Below are 19,533 nucleotides of genomic sequence, written 5' to 3'. Positions count from 1 at the left end.
TGGTGGGTCTGTGGTCAGGGTCTGACGCCGTAGCGCGGCTTGGGGCCGAGCCGGCTCGCAAGCGTGGAATAGGCGGTTTCGACGAACCGGTTCAGGTAGGCGCGCGTCTCGCGCGGATCGATGATGTCCTCGACGGCGAACGCCTCGGCCATCCGGAACGGCGAGGTCAGCGCCTGCAGCTCCGCCTCGAGTTCCGCTTCGCGTGCCGCCGGGTCGGGCGACTCCTCGATCTCGCGCCGGAAGGCAGCGCGCGCGCCGCCCTGCACCGGCAGGTTGCCGATCTCGGCGCTCGGCCAGGCAATCTTGAAGTTGATGCCGGCCTTGTCGCAGGCGGCCATGCCCGCCATGCCGTAGCACTTGCGCACCACCAGCGTGAGCGCCGGGACGGTGGCCTGCATGCCGATGTAGACGGCGCGCATGCCGTCGCGCAGCGTGCCCTCGGCCTCGGCGCCGGGCCCGACCAGGAAGCCGGGCTGGTCGACCAGGTAGACGATGGGCACGTGGAAGGTGTCGCAGAGCTCCACGAAGTGGCCCTGCTTGCGCGCCGCGCGCGCATCCATCGCGCCGCCGTACACCATCGGGTTGTTGGCGATCACGCCCACCGGACGGCCGCCCAGCCGCGCGAAGCACGTGATGATGCCCTTGCCCCAGGTCGGCTGGATCTCGAACAGCGACTGCCGGTCGAACACGCCGCGCAGGATGCGCCGCATGTCGTACGGCTTGCGCCGGTCGCGCGGGATGATGGTGGCCAACGCCTCGTCCGCCCGCTCGACCGGATCGTCGCAGGGGATGCACGGGGGCATTTCCCACACGTTCTGCGGCAGGTAGGAAAGGAAATCGCCGATGGCGCGCAGCGCGTCCGCCTCGTTGGAGAAGGCGTTGTCGATGGTGCCGGCCTTGTCCACGGCGATGGCCGATCCGCCCAGCTCCTCGCGCGTGACGGCCAGGCCCATGGCGCGCTGCACCACCGGCGGACCGGCCGCGAACACCTGGCTCTGGCCGCTCACCATCACCGACCAGTGCGCCAGGATGGCGCGGCCGGCTGGCCCGCCTGCCGCCACGCCCATGACGCAGCTGACCACCGGCACCAGGCCCATCAGTTCGACCGACTTCTCGAATCCGTGCACGCCGGGGAACACCGCATGGCCGCGCTTCTTGATGGAAGCCACGCTGCCGCCCGCGCCGTCGATCAGATTGACCAGCGGGATGCGGTAGTTGGCCGCGAAATCCTCGATGAAGCCGCCCTGCCCGCCCTTGCGCCGGTCGGCGCCCCAGCTGGTGCCGCCGCGGACCGTGAAGTCTTCGCCGCCGACCGCCACCGCCCGGCCGCGGATGCGGCCCAGGCCCATGACGTAAGGCGCCGGTAGCACCGACTGCACCCGGCCGTCGCGGTACACGCCGGAACCGGTGAGCTTGCCGACCTCCTGGAACGAACCGGCGTCGAGAAGGCCGTCGATGCGGCCACGGATGGTGAGGCGGCCGCTCTCCACGTGCCGGGCGACGGCCTCGGGCCCGCCCAGCGCCTCGGCCCACCGGCGGCGCTGCTGGAGCTCGCCGATCTCCTGGTCCCAGGAAGCGCTGCCGGCGGCCGGGTTGATGGATGCCGTACTGCTCATGCGCTCACCTTCGAAGCGGCCTTGGCGCGGTCCAGCAGTTCCTGCAGCAGCCCGGTGTGCACGTGGCCGCTGCGGAACTCCTGGCTGGCCAGCACCATCTGGATGGCCGGGATGTTGGTCTTGACGCCGCGCACCTCGAAGGCGCCGAGCGCCTCCTGCAGCCCGGCGATGGCGGCATCGCGGTCCTTGCCGTGCACGATCACCTTGGCCAGCAGGGAGTCGTAGAACGGGGTCACCGTGCTGCCCTCGCCGTAGCCGGTCTCCACGCGCACGCCCGCGTGGCGGGGCGGCCTGAACACCTCCAGCTTGCCGACCGACGGGAAGAAGCGCATCGGGTCCTCGGCGCACACCCGCGCCTCGATCGCGTGACCCCGGACGGCAATCTCTCCCGGCAGGATGCTCGCCAGCGAATCACCGGCGGCGCTGCGGATCTGGCCGCGCACCAGGTCGACCCCGGTCACTTCCTCGCTGACCCCGTGCTCCACCTGCAGCCGGGTGTTCATCTCCAGGAAGCTGAACTCACCGGTGGACGACATGAGCATCTCGAGGGTGCCGATGTTGTCGTACCCGGCGGCGGCCAGCGCGGCGGCCGAGCGGCGCAGCACCTCCAGCCGCTTCTGCGTCGCGATGCCGGGCGCCGGGGCCTCCTCGATCACCTTCTGGTTGCGGCGCTGCACGGAGCAGTCGCGGTCGAACACGTGGGCCACGTGCCCGTGGGCGTCGCCGAGCAGCTGGATCTCCACATGGCGCGGCGTGCGGATCAGCTTTTCCAGGTAGACGTCACCCACGCCGAAGCCGCGTTCGGCGGCCGAACGGGCCGAGCGCAGCGCATCGGCCAGCTGCTCCGGCGTCTCGACGCGCATCATGCCGATGCCGCCGCCGCCGGCCGCGGGCTTGACCATGACGGGATAGCCGATCGCGGCCGCGCGCCCGGGCAGCGCCGGGTCGGCCGGATCGACGACGTCGGTGCCGGCACCGGTGGGCAGGCCCCACTGCTGCGCCAGCCGGCGCGCCTGGGTCTTGTGCCCCATGTCGTGCAGCCAGCGCGGCGACGGACCGATGAAGCGCAGACCCGCGTCGATCACGCGGCGGGCGAACTCGGCGTTCTCGGCCAGGAAGCCGTAGCCGGGGTGGATGGCATCGGCGCCGCACTCGGCGGCGGCGGCCAGCACCCGGTCGATGGACAGGTAGCTCTCGCGCGGCGCCGAGCCGCCCAGGTGCACCGCCTGGCCGGCTTCGGCCACGTAGGGCAATTCGCGATCGACGTCCGAATAGACGGCCACGGAGCGGATATCCAGCCCGTGCAGAGCGCGGAACACCCGGGAGGCGACGGCGCCGCGGTTGGCGACCAGGACTTTCTGGAAGGAGGCCATGTCAGAAGCTCGTGGGCCACGCGCGCATCAGGTGCTGGCCAATGCCGCCGGTGAGCTTGAGGGCGTGGATCTCAAGCATGTTGATCAGGTAGTCGCGCGTTGCCTCGGGACGGATCACGTGCTGCACCGCGAAGGTCCGGGCGATCTCGTAGGCGTTGTTGTCCCGGTTCATTTGCTCGAGCTGCTCCTCGAAGCCGGGGTCGCCCGGGCGCGTGCCGTTGACGATGGTGACCGCGAACTGGGGCGTCATGAAGCTGACTTCCGCCGTCGGCCAGGCGGCGACCTCGTCGGAGTTGCGGCCGCCGCCCATGTTCAGGTAGGCCTGGCCGAAGGTCTTGCGGATGATCACCGACAGCTTGGGCACCGTGACCAGCTGCAGCGCGTTCATGAAGTTGACGATCTTGCCGGTGGCCTTCTTCTTCTCGGCTTCCGAGCCGATCACGAAACCGGGCGTGTCGACGAACAGCACCAGGGGAATGTTGAAGGAGTCGCAGGTGACCATGAAGCCGATCGCCTTGTCGGCTGCGTCGGCATCCAGCACACCGCCCTTGAAGAACGGGTTGTTGGCGATGAACCCCACCGTCTTGCCGCCCAGGCGAGCCAGCGCCGTCACCACCGTCTTGCCGAACTTGGGCTTCATCTCGAAGACGGAGCCCTCGTCGGCCACGGCCGCGATGATCTTGCGCATGTCGTAGACCTGCGAGCGGCTGGCCGGCAGCAGGTCGAGGATGTCGGCCATCTTGCGGCCGGAGCCGGGCGTCACCGCCACCTCCGGAGGCAGCTGGTTGTGGTGCGAGGGCAGGTAGGACAGGAAGCGCTTGATCGCGTCCACCGCTTCCTCGTCGGTGTCGACCACCTGGTCGATCAGGCCCGTGACCTCCGAATGGACCTGCCAGCCGCCCAGTTCCTCCGGGGTGATCTTCTCGTTGGTGGCCAGTTCGACCAGGCCGGGGCTGGAGACCGCCATCACCGCGCCCTTGCGCATCACCCGGAAGTCCGAGCAGCAGGTGTAGAGGAAGGAGGAGCCGTAGCAAAAGCCCAGCACCGACGCGGCCCAGGGCGTCTCGCGCATGCGCTGGTACTGGGTCGGATCGCTGCCCAGGCCCAGGCCCATGCCGCGCGCACCCATGGTGTCGGGCAGCCGGGCGCCGGAGGACTCGCCAAAGAACACCATGGGCATGCCGCGCGAGGTCGCCACGCGCTTCATGTGGGCGATCTTCTTCACGTTGGTGGCGCCGCTGGAGGCGCCCAGCACCGTGAAGTCGTTGGACACGACCGTCGCCCAGCGGCCGTCGATCTTGCCGTAGCCCGTGAGCTTGCCGTCGCCGGGCGTGCGCTCCTCTTCCGCCTTCGAATGGAGCGAGGTGGCGAACAGGCCGTTCTCGGTGAAGGTGCCGGGGTCGAACAGGCGGTCGATGCGGCTGCGCGCATTGAGCAGGCCGGCCGCCGCACGCTTTTCCAGCTTGGCCGCACCACCCATGGCGAGCGCCTTGCGGCGGCGCGCCTCGAATTCCTCGTGGAGGTTGCGCTTGAACTGCTGCTTGTCGGGAACTGGGTTGCTCATTCGGATTCCTGTGCTGCGCGCGCCCGGGCGGGCGCGTGGATGATTCGGTCGGACTGCAGGCGCTCGATCTCCTCGTCGGCCAGGCCCAGCACGTCGCGCAGCACCGCTGCGGTGTCGTCGCCGACCGAGCCGCCGGCGTGGCGCACCCGGCCGGGGGTGCCGCTGAGGCGGGGAACGACACCGGCCACGGTGACCGTGCCGAGCGTGTCGTCGGGCACGTCGAGCAGCATGTCGCGCGCCTTGAAGTGCTCGTCCTCGAAGATGTCCGCGACCGTGTAGATGGGGGCGCAGGGCACGCCGCCCTCGTTCAGGGTCCGTACCACCTCGTCCAGGGGCCGTGCCTCGATCCAGCCGCCGATGATTCCGTCGAGCGTCTCCTCGTTGGCAGAGCGGGCGACCTGGGTCCTGTAGGCCGGGTCGTCGGCCAGCTCGGGCCGGCCGATCACGTTCGCCAGCCGCACGAACACCGCGTCGCCCATGGCGGTGACGTGGATGTAGCGCCGGTCGCGCGTGACGTAGGTGTTGTTCGGCGCCGAATCGGGCAGCCGTGCGCCGGCCCGATTGGCGACGATGCCGAGCTTGGCGTAGGCCGGGACGTGGGGCTCGATCAGGCTGAAGGCCGACTCGAACAAGGTGGCGTCCACCACCTGCCCCTGGCCGGTGCGCTGGCGCGCCCACAGCGCCATCATGGCGCCCATGCAGCCGTAGATGCCGGTGATCTCGTCGGTGACGGAGGCGGCGATGCGCGAAGGCGGACGGTCCGGATCGCCGGTGAGGTGGCGCAAGCCGCTGAGGGCTTCGCCGATAGCGCCATAGCCGGCGCGATCGGCATAGGGACCAGTCTGGCCGAAGCCGCTGATGCGCACCATGATCAGCCCGGGGTGGGCCCGGCTCAGCGCCTCGTAGCCCAGTCCCATGCGCTCCAGCGTGCCGGGGCGGAAGTTCTCCACCAGGATGTCGCTCTTCTCGGCGAGCTGGCGCACCAGCGTGCGGCCGGCGTCCGTGCGCAGGTCGACCGAGATCAGCCGCTTGTTGCGAAAGATGCTGGCCGCGTAGAGCGACTTGCCATCGACGCGCTTGCCCATGCTGCGCACCGCGTCGCCCTCGGCCACCTCGACCTTGATGACCTCGGCGCCGAAGTCGGCGAAAAGCCGTCCACAGAACGGGCCGGCCACGCTCGAACCCAGTTCCAGGACCCGGATGCCCTCCAGGGGTCCGCAGCTCACTGCCATGCTGCTTGTCTCCAATTTCTTGTGCAACGACGTCGAAAGTGCGTCGTCTTCAACTCAGTCTACTATTCAGTGATCATGATTGTCAACCATCTCGTTTTTCATTTTGTCTGCTTTGATTGTTCACAAAACAGTACACTAACGCTCGTTGATACTTGAAAGCCAACATCGGGAATCCGAACCATGGCAACGACAGAAACCACCGAGCCGGACATCGTCCAGGTGATCCGCGAGCGCATCGCCAACCACCTCATCCCCCCTGGCGCCAAGCTGGTGGAGAGCGAGCTCGCCGACGAATTCGGCGTGTCGCGCACCCGCGTGCGGGAGGTGCTGACCGAACTGGAGCTGCGCGGACTGATCCGCCGCGAGCCGAACCGCGGCGCGGTCGTGGCGCGGCTGGAGCTCAGTGAGATCTTTTCGATCTACGACGTGCGGGAGGCGCTCGAAGGCATGGCGGTGCGGCTGGCCACGCTCAACACGCCGCCGGAGTCATGGCAGTACTGGGTCGACCAGCTCGGCCCGGGCGGACCGATGCAGCGCTACGTCGAGAACGGCGAAATCGAGGCCTACTTCGGCCAGTACGAGCGCCTGCGAGGCGACATCATTGCGGCGGCCGGCAACCCGGTGCTGGCCGGCATGCTGGACGGGATGCTTGAGAAGATCCGCCTGATCGGCCGCCGCGTGCAGATCCTGCCGGGCCGCATGGCCCAGGCCTTGCTGGAGCACCGCGCGGTGGTGATGGCCATGCGCAAGGGCGATGCCGAAGAGGCCGAGCTGCTGCGGCGCGAAAACATCCGCAGCGCCATCGCCACCCTCAAGCGCTTCCAGCAGTTCGTCCTCTGAGCGCCCCCTTCCCCCTTCCCCCTTCCCCCTTCCCCCTTCCCCAACCACTAGGAGACAGCAAGACATGGCACTTCGCGAAATCAAATCGGAAATCACCGGTTCGCTCTGGAAACTCGTCAAGAACCCGGGCGATGCGGTGGCCGAGGACGAACCGATCATGGTGCTGGAATCGATGAAGATGGAGATCCCGGTCGTCGCGGATGCGGGCGGCACGGTGAAGGAGGTGCGGGTGAAGGAAGGCGAGCCGGTCTCCGAAGGCCAGGTGGTCGCCGTCATCGAGACGTGACCGCCGGACCACTGGCCGGCTACCGCGTCCTGGAGCTGGGCTCCACCGCCGCCGGTCCCTTCTGCACCCGGCTGCTGGCCGATTTCGGCGCCGAGGTGGTCAAGATCGAGCCGGCCGAGGGCGACCCGATCCGCCACCTGGGCGAGCAGTACCAGGGCAAGTCCCTCTACGCCGCCAGCATCGCGCGCAACAAGCGGATCGCCTCCATCGACCTGCGCCGCCCCGAGGGCCGCTCGGTGCTGCTGCGCATGCTGCCGGCCTTCGACGCCGTGGTGGAGAACTTCCGCCCAGGCACGCTGGAGCGCTGGGGCTTGTCCTACGAAGCGCTGTGCGCGGTGCGGCCCGAGCTCATCCTGACCCGCATCAGCGGCTACGGGCAGGACGGCCCCTACGCCGGCCGCCCCGGCTACGGCGTGATCGGCGAGGCCGTGAGCGGCCTGCGCGAGATGATCGGCGACCCGGACCGGCCGCCGGCCCGGGTGGCCGTGCCGCTGACCGACTACATCGCCGGCGTCTACTCGGCCTTCGGCACGACCATGGCCTTGCTGCACCGCGAGCGCACCGGCCAGGGGCAGTGCATCGACACGGCGCTGACCGAATCGGCCTTCAGCTTCATGGAAAGTTACGTGCCGGCCTACGGCAAGCTGGGCAAGATGAGCACGCGCACCGGCCCGCGCCTGCCGAACAGCGCACCCAACACGCTGTACCCGACGCGCGACGCGAAGCACATCCACATCGCGGCGCTGGCGGACAGCGTGTTCCGACGGCTGTGCGGGGCAATGGGCCAGCCCGGGCTGGCAGAAGATCCGCACTATGCGACCCAGTCGGTGCGCAACGCGCATGAGGACGCGCTGGACGAGATCATCACCGCCTGGACCCGCGGCAAGGATCTTCCGGAACTGGAGCGCATCCTGCAGCAGGCCGAGGTGCCGGCCAGCCGCGTCTTCACCATGCAGGACATCTTCGCCGACCCGCACTATGCGGCGCGGCAGATGCTGCAGCAGGTCGAGGACGAGGATATCGGCGAGGTCACGCTCGCCGGCGTGGTGCCGCGCATGTCGGCCACGCCGGGTTCCATCCGCTGGCCCGGCCACCGGATCGGGCAGGACACGGCGACGGTGCTGCGCGAGCTGGCGCAGGCCCCCGAGACCGAGATCGAAGCCCTGGCGCAGGCTGGGGTGATCTACTGCGGCTGAAGGCGCAGGTGGCGCGCTGGCCTGCGCGCCTCCTTTGAATGCTGCGGGTAAGGCAACCGGTCTCACTTTCGAGCAGGCCATCCGGCTCGAAAGCGCGCACCGGCGACCGCCATATCGCGCCGAGGGCGCGCAGCTGCTCCATTTCGAGGTCGAGACCCCCAGGCGCCGCAGCACGTCATCGGTATGTTCCCCGACGCCGGGGCCGCTGCGAGGCAAGACCGGCGGGCTGCCCGAATAGCGCGGCACGACACAAGGAGCAGGAAGGCTGCCGAGATCCGGATCCTCGATGCGAACGATCGCGTTGCGTGCAAAGCGTCCGCTTTGACGAGTCGCATGTGACGCGCCCCGACATCGGCGCTTCCAGGACCCTTTTGGTCGGTGCGATCGGGCCGGCGCTCGTGAGCGGCATGCACGAGGCGGCACGCACGGCGGCGCTGAACCGGCTGAAGGTCGCCGATCCCGCGGCGTACGCTTGCGGGCTGCCTCGCGTGGAGCGGGCCCGCAAGTCGATTGCGCAGAAGGGCTACTACGTCGTCGCCGACGAGTTCGTGCGGGGCCTCTATTCGGTGGCCGCCCCGATGCGGGCGGGACCGTTCGATGAGCCTCTTGCCTTCAACTGTGTCATGTCGGGGCCGCTACCCAACAAGGAGCGCATCGAAAAGGACATCGCGCCTCGCCTGCTGGCCATGGTGCGCCGGCTCGAGCTTGAGCTCGCAATGAACTGAGACGGAAACCTCAGGCGACCGGCCCCCCGGAGGTTTGCTCGTGCCGCTCGTGCCGCTCGTCGCTTCAGTCGGCACTTGAATGTGCTTCACGCAAACACTGGGCAAACAACAGCGCTGCACGTGTAGGCTGTGGAGTCCGCCGCATGACGCTGATGAAGCGGCATTGGTAACGGAAGCGGCGTGGCTGCACAGCACGCAGGCGGCCATCCCGCTCGAAGCTTGCCGCGTAGTGGTCGGGCAGGAACCCCAGGTAGCGGCCTGACAGCACCAGAGTGGCAATCGCCTCCTGATCAAAGCCCGTCGCCTTGCGCAGCAATTGCGCCCGGTGGCTCAGCTCCATGTTGGGTGAGTGGTAGCCGAGCCCGGCGAAGGCATGCTGGCGCAGGCGCACCCAGGTGAGGTCGGAACTCGGGGCGTCAAACAAGGGATGACCGGCACCGCAATAGAGCAGCATGGTCTCGCCAAAAAGATCCTGATACGCCAGGCTGCGCGAGCTGCGGTGCGCGGGAATCACGCCGACCTGGAAACTCCCGTCCAGGACGCCCCGCTCGATTGCCGGCATCGGCGCCACGTGCATGTTGAGGTCCACGTCGGGCGCCGCGCGGGTGAAGAGAGCAACCGCCTCGGCCACTCGCGAGGCGGGGTTGGTGGCGGTCTTGTCGAACAACGCGACCTCCAGTTGTCCCCCCATGCGCAGGTGGATGTCGTCGACGCTGGATCGGAAGGCATCAAGCGAGGCGAGCAGGCGCAGGGTCTCATCGTAGATCCGCTGACCCTCGGGGGTGATGGCGAAGCCGGCGCGCCCGCGCCGGCACAGCACCAGACCAAGCCGGGTCTCGAGATCCTTGACGTGGCGGCTGACGGTGGACGTGCCGATGTTCAACTCCAGTTCGGCCGCCGACAGTCCACCGCAATCAACCACGGCCTTGAAGACGCGCAGCAAGCGCAGGTCCATATCGCTTAGTTGTCCCAGCAGGGCACGTCCGCGCGGACGATTCGACACTTTCATGAATGCGCAAGTAAATGGTGATCTTCGTTCATTTTGTACGAGCAGCAGCCAGCCAACAATGGGCCCTGACCACCACCCCAGGTGAGCCACGAGGATGACCGACATGAGCGCGACGATTGACTTGCCACCCGAATCTGCGCCCGTCCGCACGGACGCCGCCTGGCTGGACGCACACTGGATGCCGTTCACCGGAAACCGACAGTTCAAGGCCGACCCCCGGCTTATCGTGGCGGCCAGCGGCGCGTACTACACCGATCACGAAGGCCGCAAGATCTTTGACGGTCTGTCCGGCCTGTGGTGCTCAGGTCTGGGCCACGGCCGACCCGAGATCACGGAGGCCGTCAGTCGACAGGTTGCTCGCCTCGACTACTCGCCCGCCTTCCAGCACGGGCATCCGGCCTCGTTCGAACTCGCCAATCGGCTGCGCGAGCTCACGCCGACGGGCCTGGACTACGTGTTCTTCACCGGCTCCGGCTCGGAAGCGGCGGACACCTCGCTGAAGATGGCCCGGGCCTACTGGCGCGCCCGTGGCCAAGCCGGCAAGACCCGACTGATCGGTCGCGAAAAGGGGTATCACGGCGTCAACTTCGGTGGCATCTCGGTCGGCGGGATGGTCGCCAACCGCAAGACCTTTGGTCAGGGTGTCGAGGCGGACCACCTCCCGCATACCCTGCTGCCCACCAATGCGTTCAGCCGCGGCGTGCCCGCGGAAGGCGGCGAGCAACTGGCCGACCGCCTGCTGGACGTGATCGCACTGCACGATGCATCGAACATCGCCGCCGTGATTGTCGAGCCGTTCTCCGGTTCGGCGGGCGTTATCGTGCCGCCGGCGGGCTACCTGCGCCGCCTGCGCGAGATCTGCACGGCGCACGACATCCTGCTGATCTTCGACGAGGTCATCACGGGCTTCGGCCGCTGCGGCGCCATGACCGGGGCAGACGCATTCGGCGTCGTGCCCGACATCATGAACGTGGCCAAGCAGGTGACCAACGGGGCCCAGCCGCTCGGCGCCGTGATCGCGAGCAAGGAAATCCACGATATGTTCATGGCCGCGGGCGGGGCCCCCTACATGCTGGAGTTCCCGCACGGCTACACCTACTCCGCCCACCCGGTCGCGTGCGCAGCTGGCAACGCCGCATTGCAAGTGCTTCAGCGCGACGGCCTCGTGGATCGCGTTCAGGGGCTGAGCGGTTACTTCGAGCAGGCCGTGCACAGCCTCAAGGGCCAGCGACACGTGATCGATATCCGCAATTTCGGCCTGGCAGCAGGGCTCACTCTCGAGCCGCTGCCCGGCGAACCAGCGCGCCGTCCCTTCGAGGTCGCCATGGCTTGCTGGCGAAAGGGCTTCTACGTGCGCTACGGAGGCGACACGATCCAGCTGGCGCCGCCCTTCATTGTCGAAAAGCAGGACATTGATCGCCTGATCAACGCCCTGGGCGACGCACTCATGGAAACCGAATGAACGACAGCATGAACAACACCATTCACCACTGGATCGACGGCGCGCCGGTGCCCGGCGCCAGCGGTCGCAGCGCCGATGTCTTCAACCCCGCCACCGGCACCGTCACCGGCAAGGTCGCCCTGGCCAGCGCCGCCGAAGTGGACCGCGCCGTGGCCAGCGCCCGCGCCGCCTTCCCGGCCTGGGCCGACACCCCGCCGATCCGCCGGGCCCGGGTCATGTTCAAGTTCCTGGAGCTGCTGAACCGGCACCGCGACGAACTGGCGCATGCCATCACCGCCGAGCACGGCAAGGTGTTCACCGACGCCCAGGGCGAGGTCAGCCGCGGCATCGACATCGTCGAATTCGCCTGCGGCATCCCGCAGCTGCTCAAGGGCCAGTACACCGACCAGGTCTCCACCGGCCTGGACAACTGGACGATGCGCCAGCCGCTGGGCGTGGTGGCCGGCATCACGCCGTTCAACTTCCCCTGCATGGTGCCGATGTGGATGTACCCGGTGGCCATCGCCGCCGGCAACAGCTTCATCCTCAAGCCCAGCCCGCTGGATCCGAGCGCCTCGATCCTGATGGCCCGCCTGCTCAAGGAAGCCGGCCTGCCCGACGGCGTGTTCAACGTGGTGCAGGGCGACAAGGATGCGGTGGACGCGCTGCTTGAGCACCCGGATGTGCAGGCGATCTCCTTCGTCGGCTCCACCGCGATCGCGCAGAAGATCTACGAGACCGGCGCGCGCCACGGCAAGCGGGTGCAGGCGCTGGGCGGCGCCAAGAACCACATGGTGGTGATGCCCGACGCCGACCTCGAGCAGGCGGTGGACGCGCTGATCGGCTCGGCCTTCGGTTCGGCCGGCGAGCGCTGCATGGCGATCTCGCTGGGCGTGCTGGTGGGCGAGGCGGCCGACAAGATCCTGCCGCTGCTGGCCGAGCGCACCCAGCAGCTGAAGATCAGGAACGGCGTCGAGCTCGATGCCGAGATGGGCCCGATCGTCAGCAGCGCCGCGCAGCAGCGCATCGCCGGCTACATCGGCCAGGGCGTCGCCGAGGGCGCCAAGCTGGTGGTGGATGGCCGCGGCTTCCAGGGCGCCAAGGCGGGCGCCGGCTGCGAGGGCGGCTTCTGGATCGGCGGCACGCTGTTCGACGACGTCAAGCCGGACATGCGGATCTACAAGGAGGAGATCTTCGGCCCGGTGCTGGGCTGCGTGCGGGTCAAGGACCTGGCCGAAGCGGTGGCGCTGATCAACTCGCACGAGTACGGCAACGGCGTGTCGTGCTTCACGCGCGACGGCCATGTGGCGCGCGAGTTCTCGCGCCGGGTGCAGGTGGGCATGGTGGGCATCAACGTGCCGATCCCGGTGCCGATGGCCTGGCACGGCTTCGGCGGCTGGAAAAAAAGCCTGTTCGGCGACATGCACGCCTACGGCGAGGAGGGCGTGCGCTTCTACACCAAGCAGAAGTCGATCATGCAGCGCTGGCCGGAGAGCATCGGCAAGGGCGCGGAATTCGCCATGCCGACGGCCAAGTGAGTGCGTCCATGCCAAGCTCTCCGACATCAAGCCCCGTCGCGCCTTCGCGCCTTGAAGCGCGCCAGCCGCTTCTACAAGCTTCAGGCCCATGGATTGCGTTTTCCGCAACCCCGTCTTCGCGACATTGAACTTCTGAACCCGGCGAGAGCCCCGTACAGTTCTCTTCAACTTCTTTTGGAGGCATGAGTGCAGCAACGGGTAGGCATCGTCGGCGTTGGCCTCATGGGTCACGGAATCGCGCGAAACGTGTTGAAGCACGGCTATGCGCTGACGGCTCTGGAGCATCCGGGCAACCAACCCATCGCTGACCTGCTCGAGGCCGGCGCGACGACGCAGGCAACCGCTCGGGCGGTCGCGGCGCAGAGCGACTTCATCATCCTGTGCGTCACCGGCTCACCCGAAGTCGAGGCGGTGCTCGGCGGCGCCGACGGCGTGCTGCAGGGCCTGCGGCCCGGCAGCGTGGTGATCGACTGCTCGACGGCCATCCCGGAATCGACCGAACGGATGGCCCTGGCCGTGCAGGCGGCGGGCGGTCTGTTCATCGACGCGCCCATGACGCGAACCGCCCAGGCGGCACACGAAGGGCGCCTCAACCTCCTGGTGGGAGGCGACGAGGCCGTGGTGGCCAAGGCGATGCCGCTGCTGCGGACCTTTGCCGAAGTCATCACCCACGTCGGGCCCGTGGGCGCCGGCCACCGCCTGAAGCTGCTGCACAACTTCGTTTCGATCGGCTCGGTTGTTCTGCTCGCAGAGGCCGCGGCCTGCGCGGCACGCGGGGGTATCGATGCCGGCGTCTTCGTCGACGTCCTGGCTTCCGGCGGCGGCGCCGGGGTCGCGCTGGACCGCCTCAAGCCCTATCTGCTGGCCGGCGATGCGTCCGGCCTGCAGTTCTCCATGTCCAACGCCCTGAAGGACCTGCGTTACTACGTGCAGATGGCCGGCGACGCCGAGGCGGCGCGCCGCGTGGGCGACGCCGTCGCGGCCACGCTGGACAGCGCCGTCGCCCAGGGCGGTCCGAAGACCCTGGTGCCGGAACTGGTCACGCTGCTCGGCGCCGCCCGGCCGGCCTCCGCCTGAACCCGCGCCGCGCGAGCGGCGCCCTCCCCCCGCTACGAACAGGAAGAAGTACCTTGCCTTCGAACCGCCATCGCATTGCCGTCATCCCTGGCGACGGAATCGGGACCGAGGTCGTGCCGGAAGGCCTGCGCGTCCTGGACGCGGCAGGCCGCAGGTTCGGCATCCAATGGTCCTTCGATCATTTCGAGTGGTGCAGCCAGCACTTCGTGCGGCACGGGACCATGATGCCGGCCGACTGGAAGGACCAGATCGGCGGACACGACGCGATCTACTTCGGCGCCGTCGGTGCACCCGACATCGTTGCCGACCATACCGCGGTCTGGGAGTCCCTCATCAAGATCCGCCGCGACTTCGACCAGTACGTCAATCTCCGTCCCGCGAGGTTGATGCCGGGCGTTCCGACGCCGCTCGCCAACCGCCATCCCGGGGACATCGACTTCCTGATCGTGCGCGAGAACACGGAAGGCGAGTACTCGTCGATCGGTGGGCGAGCTTTCGAAGGCAGCGAGCGCGAGATCGCGATCCAGGAGTCGATCTTCACGCGCACCGGGGTCGACCGCATCCTGAAGTACGCGTTCGAGGCCGCGCGGCGGCGGCCACGCAAGTCGCTGGTGGCGGCCACCAAGAGCAACGGCATCTCGGTCACCATGCCCTTCTGGGACGAGCGCCTGGCCGAGATGGCCGCCCGGTATCCGGACGTCACCGTCCGGAAATTCCACATCGACATCCTGACGGCCCACTTCGTCCAGCACCCGGACTGGTTCGACGTCGTGGTCGCCTCCAACCTGTTCGGCGACATCCTGTCCGACCTCGGGCCGGCATGCACCGGAACCATCGGCATCGCGCCCTCGGCCAATCTCAACCCCGAGCGCAAGTACCCCTCGCTGTTCGAGCCGGTTCACGGGTCCGCCCCGGACATCGCCGGCAAGGGCATCGCCAACCCCATCGGCCAGATCTGGTCGGCGGCGCTCATGCTCGAGCATCTCGGCCAGGGCGACGCCACCTACCAGGCAGCCGCGGACGCGATCGTCAAGGCGATCGAAACCGTCCTGACCGATGGGCCGCGCACGCCCGACATGGGCGGCCGCGCCTCCACGACGGACGTCGGCCGTGCCATCGCGGAGTGCGTTTCGCGCGCCGCCGCCTGAAGGAGCAGCACATGCAAAAGAGCCACTTCATCGCCAATGACTGGGTCGCACCTGCCGAGGGCGAGTTCATTCCGGTCATCGACCCGAGTGACGGCAGCAGCCTCGGCGAGATCGCCCGCGGCACTGCGCACGACGTCGACGCGGCCGTCGCTGCCGCCCGTTCGGCCATCGGCGAGACCTTCGACGGTCCGTGGGGTGCCCTGGCGGCGGCGCAGCGCGGGCGCCTGCTGTACCGCTTCTCCGCGGCCGTGAGCGAACACGCAGAGGAACTGGCCGCGCTGGAGGCCAGCGACACCGGGAAGTCCATGAAGACGGCCCGGGCCGACGTCGTCGCACTGGCGCGCTACCTCGAGTACTACGCCGGAGCGTGCGACAAGCTGCACGGGGAAACGCTGCCCTACGAAGCAGGCTACATGGTGATGACGGTGCGCGAGCCGCACGGCGTCACTGCCCACATCATTCCCTGGAACTATCCGATCCAGATCTTCGGCCGCACCGTCGGCGCATCCCTGGCGGCCGGCAACGCCTGCGTGGTCAAACCCGCCGAGGACGCCAGCTTGTCCGTGTTGAGGCTGGCCGAGATCGCGGCCGCAATCGGCTTTCCATCCGGTGCGATCAACGTCGTCACCGGCTATGGCCACGAAGCCGGCGCCGCCCTGACCGAGCACCGGGGCATCGATCACATTTCCTTCACCGGATCGACGGTCACCGGCCGCCGCGTCGGCGAAGCGGCAGCCCGGCGGCATTGCCCGGTGACGCTCGAGCTCGGCGGCAAGTCGCCGCAAATCGTGTTCGAGGATGCCGACCTGGACGCGGCGCTGCCGGTGATCGTCAACGCGATCGTCCAGAACGCGGGACAGACCTGTTCCGCCGGCAGCCGCCTGCTGGTGCACAGCAGCGTGTACGAGCAGGTGCTGGAGCGGCTGGCGCGCAGCTTCCGGGCGCTGCGGTCCGGCCCGCCGGCACTGGAGCTCGACATGGGCCCGCTGGTGAACCGCAAGCAGTACGAGCTGGTCAAGAGCATCCTGGCGAAGGCCGAGGCGGATGGCATCCAGGTCGCCGCCTGCGGAGAGCTGCATCCTGACGCAGCCGCGGCCGGCTTCTACCAGGAAGCCGTCCTGCTGCGCGACGTGCCCCATGGCCACAGCCTCGCGCAGGAGGAGATCTTCGGCCCCGTGCTGGCCGCGATGCCGTTCGAGGACGAGGCGGAGGCCATCCGGCTGGCCAACGGCACCGATTTCGGCCTGGTGGCGGGCGTCTGGACCCGCGACGGTGCGCGCCAGCTGCGCCTGGCGCGCAAGCTGCGCTGCGGCCAGGTGTTCGTCAACAACTACGGCGCGGCCGGCGGGGTGGAACTGCCGTTCGGCGGCGTCAAGTCCAGCGGCTACGGCCGCGAGAAGGGCTTCGAGGCGCTGCTCGGGTTCACGGTGCTCAAGACGATCGCTGTCCGGCACGGCTGACGGAGCCACCGTGGCGACCCTCAACATCATCGGTTGCGGACGCGTGGGCCAGACGCTGGGCCGGCTGTTCCACGCCAGCGGAACCCTCGAGCTGCAGGACCTCAAGGGCTTCGATGCCGGCGAAGCCGGGCGCGCCGCCGACTTCATCCAGGCGGGACGGCCGGTCACGGCGCTGGACGACATGCGGCCGGCCGATGTGTGGCTGCTGAGCGTTCCGGACACGCGCATCGCCCAGGTGGCCGCCGAGCTGGCGGGCAGCGCCGCGGGGCGCGCCCGGGCGTCGCCGCGCGCGCCGGTCGCCTTCCACTGCAGCGGTTGTCTTCCCGCCGCCGAGCTGGCGGCCCTGCGCGAGCTCGGCTTCCATCTCGCCAGCACCCACCCGGTCTTCACCTTCGCAGACCCGGCAGCGGCGGTCACCCAGTTCCAGGGCACGCCGTTCGGCCTCGAAGGCGACGAGCCGGCGCTGGAGCGCCTGCGACCCGTCATCGAGGCGATCGGCGGCGTCTGCTTCGACGTGCCGACCGAGCGCAAGCCGCTGTACCACGCTGCGGCGGTCTTCTCGAACAACTTCACGGTGGTCCTGCAGGCAATTGCGCGCGAGGCTTGGGCGGAAGCGGGGGTACCGGAGGACCTGGCGGTGAAGATGCAGTCCTCGCTGCTGCACGCGACCGCGGAAGGCGTGAGCAAACTGGGGCCGCGCGCGATCACGGGACCCGCTGCGCGGGGCGACCTCGACGTGGTGCGGGCCCAGGCCGCCGAAGTGGCCCGCTGGCATCCCGATGCCGGGGTCGTGTACCGGGAACTCAGCCGGCTGGCACAGCGGCTGGCCGTTCAGCAGTCGACCCTGGCGCGGCCGCCCCGGTGAGGACGCCGGTCCTCGCCGGAATGCGCGCTCGATCGCGGCTCCGCGCACGTTTGCGGACAATCGGGAACCCTTCCCGACGTCGCGACATGAGCCGAAACCCCCACCCGAGCCCGTCGGCGGCGAGCCCCCGGCCTGGCGGCCGCCCATTGCACGACGACGACCGGTCCGGCCAGCCCCTGTCGTTCACCGACACACGCTGGTTGCTGACGAAGCTGCCGCGCCTGGACGCCTTCGACCTGTTGTCGGACCACGCGCAGGCGGCGCTGGCCGGCATCGGCCTGAGGCGGCACTGGCACGACGGCGACGTGGTGCAGCGGGCCGGTGAACCGACCGGCGCCGTGTTGCTGGTCGAGCGCGGGCGACTGCGCCTGAGCGCGACCTCGGCCAGCGGCGCGGAAATCCTGTGGCCCTACATCGGGCCGGGCAAGATGGCCTGCCTCTATTCGGCCGTCGGCGGGCTGCCGTTCCACTACTGCGCAACAGCCGCCGGCGACTGCACGCTGATCCACTTCGAAGCCGGCGCGCTGCTCGCGCTCATGGAAGGCGACGGGATCGTTGCCACCGAGATTGCCAGGCTGCTGGCCAAGCGGTCCTGGAACCTGATGGATTGGCGCATCGAGGGGCACCAAACCTCCGTCGCCTACCGCGTCTACGCGGCCCTGCAGTACCTGGCTACCCAGCGCGGCGCGCCGGGGCCGCAGGGCACCGAGGTGCGCATCTCGCAACGGGAACTGGCCGCCCTGGTGGGCAGTTCGCGCCCCTACCTCAGCACCTGCCTGCAGCAGCTGCAGGAGGAAAGACTCATCCGGCTCGGCTACCGCAGCATCGTGGTGTGCGAGCTGCCGACCGAGGGCGGCTGACCCGTGGCCCAACCGGACAGGTCGAGAAACGCATTGCAGCAGGAACAAGGAATGGACGCGCACGAGCGGCACTATCACCTTCTCGCCAAGCCCGCGGGAGCGGCCTGCAACCTGTCCTGTACCTATTGCTTCTTCCTGTCCAAGGAGAACCTGTACCCGGACGAGAGCTACCTGATGGACGAAGCCACGCTGGAGACCTACATCCGGCAGCTGATGGAATCCTCGCCAGGTCCGCAAGTGGAGGTCTCGTGGCAGGGCGGCGAGCCCATGCTGCGCGGACTGGACTTCTACCGCCGCGCGGTGCAATTGGCGCAGAAGTACCGCAAGCCCCACCAGCAGGTGCTGCACACCATGCAGACCAACGGGACCCTGATCGACGACGAGTGGGCGGCTTTCTTCAAGGCGAACGGCTACCTGGTCGGGATCAGCTTCGACGGGCCGCCGGCACTGCACGACCTGTATCGGGTGGACAAGAGAGGCAGGGGCAGCTTCGAACAGGTGCGCCGGGGCTGGGACTGCCTGCAGCGCCACGGCGTGGACGTCAACATCCTGTGCACCGTGCACGCCGGCAACGCCGGGCACCCGCTGGAGGTGTACCGCTTCTTCCGCGACGAACTGAAGGCGCAGTACATCCAGCTGATTCCCATCGTGGAGCGGGCCACGGAGCAGACCATCCAGCTCGCCAACCAGGGCTGGGGCGGCATGGAGGGCAAGGACCGGCCGCTGTACCGGCAGGAAGGCTCGCTGGTCACGTCGCGCTCGGTTCCGGCCGACCGGTTCGGCGCCTTCCTGATCGCCATCTTCGACGAATGGGTGCGGCGCGACGTCGGCCGCGTCTACGTGACCACCTTCGACGTCGCGCTGGGCAGCTGGCTGGGCCAGCACAACAGCTGCGTGGTCGCTCCGCGGTGCGGCGCGTCGCTGGCGCTGGAGCACAACGGCGACGTGTACTCCTGCGACCACTACGTGGAGCCGCGCCACCGCCTGGGCAACATCAAGGACAAGCCGTTGCGAGCGCTGGTGGCTTCCGAGCAGCAGCGCCGCTTCGGCGACGCCAAGTTCGACACGCTGCCGTCCTACTGCAGGAAATGCCCGGTGCTGTTCGCCTGCTACGGCGAGTGCCCGCGCAACCGCTTCATCCGCACGCCGGACGGCGACCCGGGGCTCAACTACCTGTGCGCCGGCTACAAGGCCTTCTTCACGCACATCGACGCGCCGATGAAGAAGATGGCGGACCTGCTGCGCGCCGGCCGCTACGCCGACGAGATCATGGAGGACGCGGGGCCGGCCTGACGCAGGCTGG

At 68.7% G+C, this 19,533-nt stretch carries 17 protein-coding genes; 12 read left to right on the top strand and 5 right to left on the bottom strand.

Annotation, left to right across the window (positions count from 1 at the left end):
- Window positions 1-14: 14 nt before the first annotated feature.
- The 4 genes from PE066_RS16530 to PE066_RS16515 are packed head-to-tail and all read right to left on the bottom strand — an operon-like array spanning window position 15 to window position 5,785.
- Window positions 15-1,616 carry an acyl-CoA carboxylase subunit beta gene (locus tag PE066_RS16530; RefSeq protein ID WP_271233624.1) on the bottom strand — a complete coding sequence of 534 codons (1,602 nt, stop codon included), beginning with the start codon at window positions 1,614-1,616 and terminating at the stop codon, window positions 15-17.
- Window positions 1,613-2,989, bottom strand: coding sequence for an acetyl-CoA carboxylase biotin carboxylase subunit (locus tag PE066_RS16525; protein WP_271233623.1), 1,377 nt, complete (start codon window positions 2,987-2,989; stop codon window positions 1,613-1,615). The genes PE066_RS16530 and PE066_RS16525 overlap by 4 nt, the downstream gene beginning before the upstream one ends.
- Window position 2,990: 1 nt before the next feature.
- Window positions 2,991-4,553, bottom strand: coding sequence for an acyl-CoA carboxylase subunit beta (locus PE066_RS16520; protein ID WP_271233622.1), 1,563 nt, complete (start codon window positions 4,551-4,553; stop codon window positions 2,991-2,993).
- The gene (locus tag PE066_RS16515) at window positions 4,550-5,785 is read right to left on the bottom strand and encodes a CaiB/BaiF CoA transferase family protein (protein WP_271233621.1); all 1,236 of its coding nucleotides are present in this window, start codon (window positions 5,783-5,785) and stop codon (window positions 4,550-4,552) included. The genes PE066_RS16520 and PE066_RS16515 overlap by 4 nt, the downstream gene beginning before the upstream one ends.
- A 180-nt stretch (window positions 5,786-5,965) precedes the next feature.
- On the opposite strand from PE066_RS16515, the gene PE066_RS16510 reads away from it, so the two are divergent.
- The 4 genes from PE066_RS16510 (at window position 5,966) to PE066_RS16495 (ending at window position 8,832) form a co-directional block, all read left to right on the top strand.
- Window positions 5,966-6,625 carry a GntR family transcriptional regulator gene (locus PE066_RS16510; protein ID WP_271233620.1) on the top strand — a complete coding sequence of 220 codons (660 nt, stop codon included), beginning with the start codon at window positions 5,966-5,968 and terminating at the stop codon, window positions 6,623-6,625.
- Between the two features lie 64 nt (window positions 6,626-6,689).
- On the top strand, window positions 6,690-6,911 hold the full coding sequence (locus PE066_RS16505; RefSeq protein ID WP_271233619.1) for a biotin/lipoyl-binding carrier protein: 222 nt from the start codon (window positions 6,690-6,692) through the stop codon (window positions 6,909-6,911).
- Window positions 6,908-8,107 carry a CaiB/BaiF CoA transferase family protein gene (locus tag PE066_RS16500; protein WP_271233618.1) on the top strand — a complete coding sequence of 400 codons (1,200 nt, stop codon included), beginning with the start codon at window positions 6,908-6,910 and terminating at the stop codon, window positions 8,105-8,107. Before PE066_RS16505 ends, PE066_RS16500 begins: the two co-directional genes overlap by 4 nt.
- 305 nt (window positions 8,108-8,412) lie before the next feature.
- Window positions 8,413-8,832, top strand: a complete 420-nt coding sequence (locus PE066_RS16495) for an IclR family transcriptional regulator C-terminal domain-containing protein (RefSeq protein ID WP_271233617.1) — start codon at window positions 8,413-8,415, stop codon at window positions 8,830-8,832.
- Window positions 8,833-8,896: 64 nt separating this feature from the next.
- Here PE066_RS16495 and PE066_RS16490 read toward each other — a convergent pair whose 3' ends face one another.
- Window positions 8,897-9,841 (bottom strand): LysR family transcriptional regulator, encoded by a 945-nt coding sequence (locus PE066_RS16490; protein WP_271236598.1) that lies wholly within the window; start codon window positions 9,839-9,841, stop codon window positions 8,897-8,899.
- A 103-nt stretch (window positions 9,842-9,944) separates the two neighbouring features.
- Here PE066_RS16490 and PE066_RS16485 point away from each other — a divergent pair, with 103 nt between their 5' ends.
- The 8 genes from PE066_RS16485 to PE066_RS16450 all read left to right on the top strand — a co-directional run bounded on the left by PE066_RS16485 (window position 9,945) and on the right by PE066_RS16450 (window position 19,523).
- Window positions 9,945-11,303 carry an aspartate aminotransferase family protein gene (locus PE066_RS16485; RefSeq protein ID WP_271233616.1) on the top strand — a complete coding sequence of 453 codons (1,359 nt, stop codon included), beginning with the start codon at window positions 9,945-9,947 and terminating at the stop codon, window positions 11,301-11,303.
- A gap of 8 nt (window positions 11,304-11,311) precedes the next feature.
- Complete coding sequence (locus tag PE066_RS16480; RefSeq protein WP_271233615.1) at window positions 11,312-12,820, top strand: CoA-acylating methylmalonate-semialdehyde dehydrogenase; 1,509 nt, start codon at window positions 11,312-11,314, stop codon at window positions 12,818-12,820.
- A 222-nt stretch (window positions 12,821-13,042) separates the two neighbouring features.
- Window positions 13,043-13,897, top strand: coding sequence for an NAD(P)-dependent oxidoreductase (locus tag PE066_RS16475; protein WP_271233614.1), 855 nt, complete (start codon window positions 13,043-13,045; stop codon window positions 13,895-13,897).
- A gap of 53 nt (window positions 13,898-13,950) precedes the next feature.
- Window positions 13,951-15,045 (top strand): tartrate dehydrogenase, encoded by a 1,095-nt coding sequence (locus tag PE066_RS16470; protein WP_271233613.1) that lies wholly within the window; start codon window positions 13,951-13,953, stop codon window positions 15,043-15,045.
- A gap of 11 nt (window positions 15,046-15,056) precedes the next feature.
- Window positions 15,057-16,505 (top strand): aldehyde dehydrogenase family protein, encoded by a 1,449-nt coding sequence (locus PE066_RS16465; RefSeq protein ID WP_271233612.1) that lies wholly within the window; start codon window positions 15,057-15,059, stop codon window positions 16,503-16,505.
- Between the two features lie 10 nt (window positions 16,506-16,515).
- On the top strand, window positions 16,516-17,370 hold the full coding sequence (locus tag PE066_RS16460) for a Rossmann-like and DUF2520 domain-containing protein (RefSeq protein ID WP_271233611.1): 855 nt from the start codon (window positions 16,516-16,518) through the stop codon (window positions 17,368-17,370).
- A gap of 146 nt (window positions 17,371-17,516) precedes the next feature.
- Window positions 17,517-18,230, top strand: a complete 714-nt coding sequence (locus tag PE066_RS16455; RefSeq protein ID WP_271233610.1) for a Crp/Fnr family transcriptional regulator — start codon at window positions 17,517-17,519, stop codon at window positions 18,228-18,230.
- A gap of 51 nt (window positions 18,231-18,281) precedes the next feature.
- Complete coding sequence (locus tag PE066_RS16450) at window positions 18,282-19,523, top strand: anaerobic sulfatase maturase (protein WP_271233609.1); 1,242 nt, start codon at window positions 18,282-18,284, stop codon at window positions 19,521-19,523.
- Window positions 19,524-19,533: the final 10 nt, after the last annotated feature.

This window comes from Ramlibacter tataouinensis (assembly GCF_027941915.1).
Classification (GTDB): Bacteria; Pseudomonadota; Gammaproteobacteria; order Burkholderiales; family Burkholderiaceae_C; genus Ramlibacter; species Ramlibacter tataouinensis_C.
Note: the sequence above shows the minus strand (reverse complement) of the source record. Positions and strands in the feature narration are given on the sequence as shown.